The organism is Pseudomonas sp. P5_A12 (genome assembly GCF_056400685.1).
On the sequence record NZ_JBFUKU010000222.1, the window covers coordinates 1 to 9,038 of the forward strand.

At 58.3% G+C, this 9,038-nt stretch carries 10 protein-coding genes; 2 read left to right on the forward strand and 8 right to left on the reverse strand.

Annotation, left to right across the window (positions count from 1 at the left end; genetic code table 11):
- Positions 1-272, reverse strand: a 272-nt coding sequence (locus AC1DSG_RS23015) for a hypothetical protein (protein WP_477792943.1), incomplete at its 3' end; no start/stop codon positions are given.
- A 132-nt stretch (positions 273-404) separates the two neighbouring features.
- On the opposite strand from AC1DSG_RS23015, the gene AC1DSG_RS23020 reads away from it, so the two are divergent.
- Positions 405-617 (forward strand): hypothetical protein, encoded by a 213-nt coding sequence (locus AC1DSG_RS23020; protein ID WP_477792944.1) that lies wholly within the window; start codon positions 405-407, stop codon positions 615-617.
- A 33-nt stretch (positions 618-650) separates the two neighbouring features.
- Here AC1DSG_RS23020 and AC1DSG_RS23025 read toward each other — a convergent pair whose 3' ends face one another.
- Genes AC1DSG_RS23025 through AC1DSG_RS23055 form a run of 7 tightly spaced genes read right to left on the reverse strand, consistent with a single transcriptional unit; the run spans position 651 to position 7,657 of the window.
- Entirely contained in the window at positions 651-1,667 is a 1,017-nt protein-coding gene (locus AC1DSG_RS23025; RefSeq protein ID WP_477792945.1) for a nucleoside hydrolase, read from the reverse strand.
- A 53-nt stretch (positions 1,668-1,720) separates the two neighbouring features.
- A complete protein-coding gene (gene rbsD, locus AC1DSG_RS23030) occupies positions 1,721-2,125 on the reverse strand; it encodes a D-ribose pyranase (RefSeq protein WP_477792946.1) in 405 nt (134 codons plus the stop codon).
- Complete coding sequence (gene rbsK / locus AC1DSG_RS23035) at positions 2,122-3,039, reverse strand: ribokinase (protein ID WP_477792947.1); 918 nt, start codon at positions 3,037-3,039, stop codon at positions 2,122-2,124. Before rbsK ends, rbsD begins: the two co-directional genes overlap by 4 nt.
- Before the next feature lie 55 nt (positions 3,040-3,094).
- Positions 3,095-4,114, reverse strand: coding sequence for a LacI family DNA-binding transcriptional regulator (locus AC1DSG_RS23040; protein WP_477792948.1), 1,020 nt, complete (start codon positions 4,112-4,114; stop codon positions 3,095-3,097).
- Between the two features lie 3 nt (positions 4,115-4,117).
- Entirely contained in the window at positions 4,118-5,095 is a 978-nt protein-coding gene (locus AC1DSG_RS23045; protein ID WP_477792949.1) for an ABC transporter permease, read from the reverse strand.
- On the reverse strand, positions 5,092-6,645 hold the full coding sequence (locus tag AC1DSG_RS23050) for a sugar ABC transporter ATP-binding protein (RefSeq protein WP_477792950.1): 1,554 nt from the start codon (positions 6,643-6,645) through the stop codon (positions 5,092-5,094). Before AC1DSG_RS23050 ends, AC1DSG_RS23045 begins: the two co-directional genes overlap by 4 nt.
- 55 nt (positions 6,646-6,700) lie before the next feature.
- Positions 6,701-7,657, reverse strand: coding sequence for a substrate-binding domain-containing protein (locus tag AC1DSG_RS23055; protein ID WP_477792951.1), 957 nt, complete (start codon positions 7,655-7,657; stop codon positions 6,701-6,703).
- Positions 7,658-8,258: 601 nt separating this feature from the next.
- On the opposite strand from AC1DSG_RS23055, the gene AC1DSG_RS23060 reads away from it, so the two are divergent.
- Positions 8,259-9,038 (forward strand): asparaginase domain-containing protein (locus tag AC1DSG_RS23060; protein ID WP_477792952.1); only part of this gene is annotated, 780 nt, incomplete at its 3' end.

Here is a 9,038-nt window from a genome sequence, read left to right on the forward strand (position 1 = left end):
GGCCAGTTCTCTTTCAGCGCGTTGAAAATCTGCATGACCCAGACTTCGTCACTGGCCGCGACCAATCCTACATAGCCCGAGCCTTTAGCCCACGTCTCTAGCCGAAATCGCAGCCCGCCGATGTCAGTGCCGCCGACGACACCCGAAGAAATGTAGGCGATACCACCTTGGCTGACCCGCAGTTGAGTGTGTTCATCGTCACTGGCGGACGCCAACAGTTGGCGCACAGCCTCAAGGGTCAAACCGTCAGGAGAGTTCAAATCGATCTGCACAGCGCGGTCCTTGAAAATTCGTCAAAGACCAAGTGTCGCATAGCCCTCCCCCCATGCCTAAGTCGGAGTGCCAAACACAGCGCAAAATGCTTAACTCGACACTTGGACCTTCCCGACTTCACGAGTGCCATCATGACCACTGTAAGCATCGACGCCGATATCAAAGCCAAGTGGCAAGACGGGCACAGCTCTTACAGCCCAGGCAGTACGGAAGAACTTGCCATTATCGCTATCGACTTATTGGTCAGGGACATTGGAACCGAGGCCGCCCAGCACTTCATCAAACAGATTTTCGAAAAACACTTGGCAGACCAAAAGGCCGCGGCCGAGGTAGTTCGGGCGTAAATCCAGCAGGCTGGCACCTGCGGAACAGGCTGCTTACTTCAGACGAGCCAGACGCTGAGTCAGTAAGTCGAAGAAGCCTTGGGCGTCACCACTCTCGACCCAGAATGCGTTTTTCGGAGCTTTCATGCCGTCATGCCAGTCGACGATGGTTTGACCAAAGGTCGGGCCTTCGCGGCTATCAACAATCACATTGACCAAGCGACCGGTAAACAGCTCAGGCTTGAGCAGGTAGGCAATGACGGTTGCGTCATGCACCGGGCCGCCCGAAAGACCGTAGTGCTCCATATCGCCTTTGACGTATTCATTAAGAATATCGCCCACCAGCTTGCTGGCGGTATTGTTGATCGCCGCGATCTGTTTCAGACGAGCTTCACTGGTGAGAATCTTGTGGGTCACGTCCAGCGGTAGGTAGGTCAGCGTCACACCACTTTTCAACACGACTTCAGCAGCCTGCGGATCGGCGAACAGGTTGAACTCCGCCACCGGCGTAATGTTGCCACCATTGAAGTGCGCACCACCCATGACCACCACGTCCTTGATGCCCTGAACAATCTCCGGCTCCTGGATCAGCGCCAGGGCCAGATTGGTCTGAGGACCTAGCATGGCGATGGTGATGCTGTGGGGTTTGGCAGCCTTCAAGGTATCAATCAGGTAGTTGACCGCATTGCCTTGAGCCAGGCCTTTCTTTGGCTCGTGCACGGTGACGCCCGACAGACCTTCCTTGCCATGAATGTTCTCGGCATAAATGGGCGTGCGCATCAGCGGTTTCGGTGCACCAGCGTAAACCGGCACTTCTTCGCGCCCTGCCCACTCACGGGCCAGCCGTGCGTTACGCGATGTCTTGTCCAGACGCACATTGCCGGCCACGGTGGTCAGCGCACGAATGTTCAGCTCTTGAGGTGAAGCCAGCGCGAACAGCAAGGCAACCACATCGTCGGCACCAGGATCGGTGTCGATGATCAAGTCGATTTTTTCCGCCGCTTGGGCGCTCATTGCAGTATTCAGGGACAAAGGCAGCACACTCCGGCAGGTGATGCAGTTTCTGAGCATTGCGTTACATGTCGCACGCTCCGTTTGCGTGGGCGAACCGTATGTGAATGGCGTTAGAACGTCACCCCCGACACCAGCACGATGTTGCAGTACGGCGCACATTCGCCGGTACGAACAATTGCCCGCGCCTGGCGGCTGAGGACCTTGAACTCATCATGGCTGAGCAGCTCGCGCGCGCCCAGCACGCCTTCGACGTTCAGTTCGTCCAGAACACTCAATGCCGGCGGCTGCTTGTCCAGAATCTCCTGGGCCAGCACATGGCTTTCGACCTGCATTTCGCTGAGCACAACTTTCAAGGTACTGATGAAGTCTGGAATACCTTGGGTCAGCGCCAGATCAATCAGTTCGACGCCTGGCGGCACCGGCAGGCCGGCATCTGCGATGACGACCATGTCGCCGTGACCCAACGAGGCAATCAGCCGCGACAACGCGACATTGAGCAGCGGTGTTTTTTTCATGGTGCTTTAAACGCCTGTACGTCGGACAAAGTAGGAATCGAGGGTTGCGCGCCAGCCCGGGTGACCGACAGCGCTGCGGCGACCTGCCCGAACCGGATCGCTTCGGCTTCGCTGCTGCCCGCGGCCAATGCGGCAGCAAAACCACCCACGAAGGTGTCCCCGGCGGCCGTGGTATCGACGGCTTTGACCTTCGGTGCCGGGAAATGCTCCACGCGTGCGCCGTCGGCGAACAGCGAACCTTGGGCACCCAAGGTGATAATCACTTTACCCGCGCCCATGGCGATCAGTCGGGTCGCGGCGGCTTCGGCCGACTCCAGGGAATCAACCGACAAGCCCGTCAGGGCAGAGGCTTCACTCTCGTTGGGAATCAGGTAATCGATGGCGGCAAACCAGTCCGCCGGCAATGGGCGACTGGCGGGAGCCGGGTTGAGAATGACGATCTTGCCCAGTTCACGACCTCGTTTGAGTGCATGGCCAACCGTAGCGTCCGGCACTTCCAACTGACAGATGATCACATCCGCCGCCTGCAACACGGCATCAAAACGGTCGATGACTTGCGGCGTCAGTGCACCATTGGCACCTGCGACGATGACGATGGCGTTCTGACTGTTGTCATCGACCACGATCAACGCCACGCCGCTGGAGTCATCAACGGTGCTGACGGCCTGACAATCGATCTGTTCAGCCAACAGCGCCCCGCGCAATTGCGCGCCATAAGCATCGCTGCCCACACACCCGACCATCGACACATCGGCACCCAACCGGGCCGCGGCGACAGCCTGATTAGCCCCCTTGCCACCGGAAACCGTGGCAAACGACTCACCGATCAGCGTTTCACCGCCACGCGGCAGCCTTGGAGCCCGGGTCACCAGGTCCATGTTCAGACTGCCTATCACCACTACTTTTGCTGGCATACATTACTACTCGTCAATTCTGTTTTGCGGTGCTTTGGGTTTTGCGGTTTTCTGTTCAACGGAACTGGGCGAACACGCCGGCGAGCGGCGCAGTCGACTCTCGCAGGACAATACTGGGCGTGACGATTCGCTGCTCGGTGGCCATGTGCGGTGTGGCAATCCTGCGCAAAAGCACTTCAGCCGCCATCTCACCGAGCTGCAGGATCGACTGCCCCACGGTGGTCAGCGCCGGGTAGACATAACGGCTCATCTGGATATCGTCGAAGCCGATCACCGACAGCTCCGACGGTACGCGAACATTGCGTTCGGCTGCCGCTCGCAGTACACCGATACCGATCATATCGTTGCCGGCGAAGATCGCGCTGGGCGGACTCTTCTCCAGCAAAATCGCGGCTGCGTTGTATCCACCAGTGCTGGTGAAATCGCTTTCCAGCATGCGTTCGCGATTCTCTTCGACGCCTGCCTCTTGCAAGGCGCGGCGATAACCGGCCAGACGCATTTGCGCCACGCTGGTACCCGCCGGGCCGCCGATCATGGCGATGTCCCGATGCCCCAACTCCAGCAAATGTCGAGTGGCCAGATACGCGCCGTATTCGTGATCGATGCGCACCAGATCGACATTCACCCCCTCCAGCCCGCGGTCTACGATGACCATCGGCGTGCGCACACCGGTGAGACCTTCCGCCAGCCCTGCATCACCGCCGGCCGACGCGACGATCAGACCGTCGATGCGTTTTTCGAGCAACACGCGAAGGTAGCTGCGTTGCTTGTCCGGATTGTCGTCGGAGTTGCAGAGGATGACGCAGTAACCGTTGCGCTCGCAATAGTCCTCAATGCCTCGCGCCAATTCGGCGAAGTACGGGTTGAGGCTGTTAGGCACCAGCAAACCGATGGTCGCAGTGGTTTTGGCTTTCAACGAACGTGCTACGGCGCTCGGCACGTAGTCCAGGGTTTTGATCGCCRCCTCGACTTTGATTCGCACCTCTTCACTGACCGGTCGGGTCTTGTTCACCACGTGGGACACCGTGGTGTACGAAATTCCCGCGAGTGCGGCTACATCCTTGATCGTTGCCATGACTCAGGTCCGCCGGCTTGCGCGCTGACTGCGATAAGTATCCAGCACCACCGCCACAACGATCACCGCACCGGTGATGATGCGTTTGGTGGGCTCGGTCGCGCCAATCTGCGCCAGACCGGCCGCCAACACGGAAATGATCAGGACTCCGAAGAACGTGCTGATCACCGAACCACGACCACCCATCAAACTGGTTCCACCGATGACCACGGCTGCGATTACCTGCAACTCCAAACCGGAACCGGCGTTCGGATCTGCCGCTTCCAGTCGCGAAATCTGAAACAACGCGGCAATACCGGCCAGCAGCCCCATCAGGCTGAACACCAGAATTTTGTAAGGCTTTGGATTAATCCCCGCCAGACGCACCGCCTCCTCGTTGGTGCCAATGCCGATCAGGTAACGACCGAACACCGTACGGGTCAATACGGCCTGGGCAATGAAGATAATCAGCAAGGCGATGATGAACGACGGCGAGATGCCGAAGGCAATCGGATTGGAAAGCCAGGCAAAGGCGTCACCAATGTAGGCCGTGCGCGACCCGGTCATCTGATACGCCACGCCCCGGGCCATTTCCAGCACACCCAAGGACACGATGAACGAAGGAATGCGCCAGGCCACGGTGATCGAACCGGTGATGGTGCCGGCAAGAGCTGCCGCCGCCATGCCGAGCAGAGCTGCCGGCAGCACGCTCCAGCCCCAGCCGAGAATGGCCACGCTGACCGTTGATGCCGCCAGCGCCAACACCGAACCGACCGACAGGTCGATGCCACCGATGATCAACACGAAGGTCATGCCGACCGCCAGCACCATCAAATCGGGAATCTGGTTGGCCAGGGTGCTGAACGTGTCGTATGACAGAAAGTGGCTGCTCAGTACCGAGAACAGCGCAATCATCGCCAGCAAGGCACCGGCCAGGCCCAGGTAGGTGCCCAGTCCGTAGAAATTGCCACTGCGTTTGCCGGCAATAGATGCAGTTTTCATGAAAGATCCCTAGGCGCTGCTTCGTTGAGCAACGCATCACGTTTTTGGTAGCCGGCAAAAGCGGCGGCAAGCAAGTCATCCTGGGTCCAGCTGTCGCGCTCGAACGTATCGATCAGGCGCCCCGCCGACAGCACCCCGATCCGGTCGCAGATCAGCATCAACTCGCGCAGGTCACTGGACACCACCACCAGAGCTTTACCTTGGCGGGTCAGTTCGCCGAGCAACGCATAGATGTCGAATTTGGCGCCGACATCGATGCCACGGGTTGGCTCGTCAAACAGCATTACCGAGCAATCGCGCTCAAGCCAGCGACCGATCACGACCTTCTGCTGATTGCCACCCGACAACTCGGAAACCAACTGCCTGGGGCTCGAACTGCGAATGCGCATGGCGTCGATCTGACGCTGAGCCAAAGACATCTCGTCGCCGTTGTTGACGAAACCGCCACTGGAAATCACCGGCATGTTGCCCAAGGCAATATTGGCGCTGATGGATTGGGTCAGCAGCAAACCTTCGCCCTTGCGGTCTTCCGTGATCAGGGCGATGCCGTGACTTACCGCTTCGGCCGGCGAACGGATACTCACCACCTGAGCCGGCGACCCCAGCGCCACCGTGCCGCTGTCGGCGGTGTCGGCACCGAAAATCAGGCGCAGCAACTCGGTGCGCCCTGCCCCGATCAATCCAGAGATACCGTAGATTTCGCCAGCGCGAACCTCGAAGGACACATCGCGAACCTTGTCGGAACGGGTCAGGCCTTTGACCGTCAACGCTGGAGCGCCGATCTTGCGCAGCCCCATGTCCATGTGTTCACCGAGCTCGCGACCAACCATCAAGGTCACCAGTTGCTCGCTGTTGTAATTGGCCATTGGCTCGACGCAGACCAGGTTGCCGTCGCGCAAAACTGCAATGCGCTGGGCGACCCGCGCCAATTCTTCGAGGCGGTGGGAAATGTAGATGATCGCCACGCCGCGAGCCCGCAAGCGTGTGATCTGTTCAAACAGCATCTCGACTTCGCGTGTGGTGAGCATCGCGGTCGGTTCGTCGAGGATCAGCACATGGCAGTCGCCGATCAGATTACGGGCAATCTCGACCATTTGCTGGTGGCCAATGCCAAGGTCGCCGACCAGGGTATCCGGGTCGATCGCGTCGAGGCCGACCTGGGCCATGGCCTCGATCGCCGCCTTGCGCAATTGCTTGCGACTGATCCAGCCGCCACGGCTGGGCAAATTATCGAGGAACAGGTTCTCCGCCACCGACAGAGTCGGCAACAGATTGAGCTCTTGCATGACCATGCGGATGCCCAGGTCTTCGGCCTGGGTCCGGCTGCCGGGGCGGTAATCCTGACCCTGGAACTGCATCTGGCCGGTGGTTGGCGTCACCAACCCACCGATGATCTTCGACAGCGTGCTTTTTCCCGCACCATTCTCGCCGGTCAGCGCCAGCACTTCGCCGGGTATCAGCGCAAGATCGATGCCGGTCAGGACGGGTTGAGCATAAGTCTTGCCGATACCGCTGACCGTCAGGACAGCGTTCGGGGCGCAAACGGACATAAAACTCTCCAGGTGCTCGCCCGAACGGACGAGCAGCAGTGTGTCGCCAGAAGGCTTACTGGATGACCAGTTCAACCGGCGTTTCGATCACGCCGTTAGTGCCGCTGTCGACCTTCTCGCCCTTGATGATTTTCAACGCAGTCTCGATACCGAACACCGCTTGCCTGGCGGCAAACTGGTCAGCAGTCGCCAGTACGCGGCCATCCTTGAGCATTGGCTTGATGGCATTGATGTTGTCGTACCCGACCACTTGCACCTTGCCGGCCTTGCCCGCTGCACGCACGGCGGAAACGACACCGACGGCCATACTGTCGTTACCGGCCAGCAGTGCTTTGACATCCGGGTATTCACTGAGGATCGAGGCGGCAACCTTGTTGCCTTTGTCGATCTCCCAGTCACCGGATTGCACTGAAACGACCTTGATCTGCGCCGCTTCCATCGCATCCTTGAAACCTGCGGTACGGGCTTGGGCGTTGGTCGTGGTGGACACGCCTTCAATGATGCCGACTTCGTCACCGGCCTTCAGCTGCTTGGCCAGGTACTCGCCAACCAGCCGCGCGCCTTTGCGATTATCCGGGCCTACAAACGGCACCGTGATGTTCTTGCTTTTGACGACGGCCGGATCCAGCTGGTTGTCGATGTTGACCACGGTGATACCGGCATCGATGGCTTTCTTGATCACCGGAACCATGGCCTTGGAGTCTGCCGGAGCGATGACCAGCGCATTGACCTTGGCCAAAATCATTTGCTCGACGATGCGTGTCTGGCCAGCAGTATCCGTTTCGTCTTTGATGCCGTTGGAAATCAGCTCGAACTCGCCGGAATGGTCTTTCTGATACGCCTTGGCGCCATCTTCCATGGTCAGGAAGAACTCATTGGCCAGGGATTTCATGACCAGCGCGACTTTGGGTTTTTCAGGAGATTCGGCGAAAGCCGATGAAACGGGCAGCGTGGCGGATGCAACAGCCAGCATAGCGACAGCAAGAAGACGACCAGCGAATGGCAGCATCATGGGTTCACTCCGATCTTATGATTATTGTGAGCAATACGTGCGCTGGAGTAACCCCTGGACTCCGATCTTCGTGGCTTCGAGCCACTGACAGGGTTGCGCAAACGTTTGCGTAGATCGAACTATGCGAACCCGGCCGGGAATTGTCAACGACCGGTTTGGTGTTTGGGCAGGTAGAAACCAGCCCTTTTACTTAAGCCGTCGGGCTGACCAAGCCACCCGTGATGGGGCCCTTGCCCAATTCCTTCACCAGATTGCCCTTCACTTGACAGTGCGCCTCTGTGGCGGGCATCGACCTATGCCCAGGATTCTTCAGCACTGAATTTTGATCTCGCAAGGCGACCTTCTGGACAAAAGTCGTAGGAGTTTTCGGATAGCCGAACGTAAACGATCAACTTATTCGGAAACCCGGACACCTGCCGGTATCACGTCGACGAGACTTAAGATAAATATCTTTATAATTCAAATAGTTAAAAGCTTTTTCTTACTCGATGTATGACTGGTACAGATCCTGCTCTTCACCTATACCCCCGGCGTTCAGATCTACCGGGGGCGAATCTAGATGAACTTGCATCAGCACCGTCTGACTACTAGAGAGAAAATAATGAAATCTGCTTTCAACACTTTTATTCCGGGCGCTTTGGCCCTCCTGCTACTGCTGCCTACTGCCCTTCAGGCTAAAGAAGTCGAAACCCAACAGAAACTGGCGAACGTGGTTATTCTGGCCACTGGCGGCACTATCGCCGGCGCAGGCGCGAGCRCCGCCAACAGCGCGACGTATCAAGCGGCAAAAGTGGGTATCGAACAATTGATTGCCGGCGTTCCGGAACTCAGCCAACTGGCCAACGTTCGTGGCGAACAGGTCATGCAGATCGCCTCGGAAAGCATCACCAACGACAACCTGTTGCAACTGGGTCGTCGCGTGGCCGAACTGGCCGACAGCAAAGACGTCGATGGAATCGTGATCACCCATGGCACCGACACCCTGGAAGAAACTGCCTACTTCCTGAACCTGGTGGAAAAGACCGACAAACCGATCATCGTCGTCGGCTCCATGCGCCCAGGCACCGCGATGTCGGCGGACGGCATGCTGAACCTGTATAACGCCGTCGCCGTCGCCAGCAGCAAAGAAGCGCGCGGCAAAGGCGTCCTGGTGACCATGAACGATGAGATACAGTCCGGGCGCGACGTCAGCAAGATGATCAACATCAAGACTGAAGCGTTCAAAAGTGCCTGGGGTCCACTGGGCATGGTGGTCGAAGGTAAATCCTACTGGTTCCGTCTGCCGGCCAAGCGCCACACCATGGACTCGGAATTCGACATCAAAACCATCAAGAGCCTGCCTGACGTAGAAATCGCCTATTCCTATGGCAACGTCAGCGAC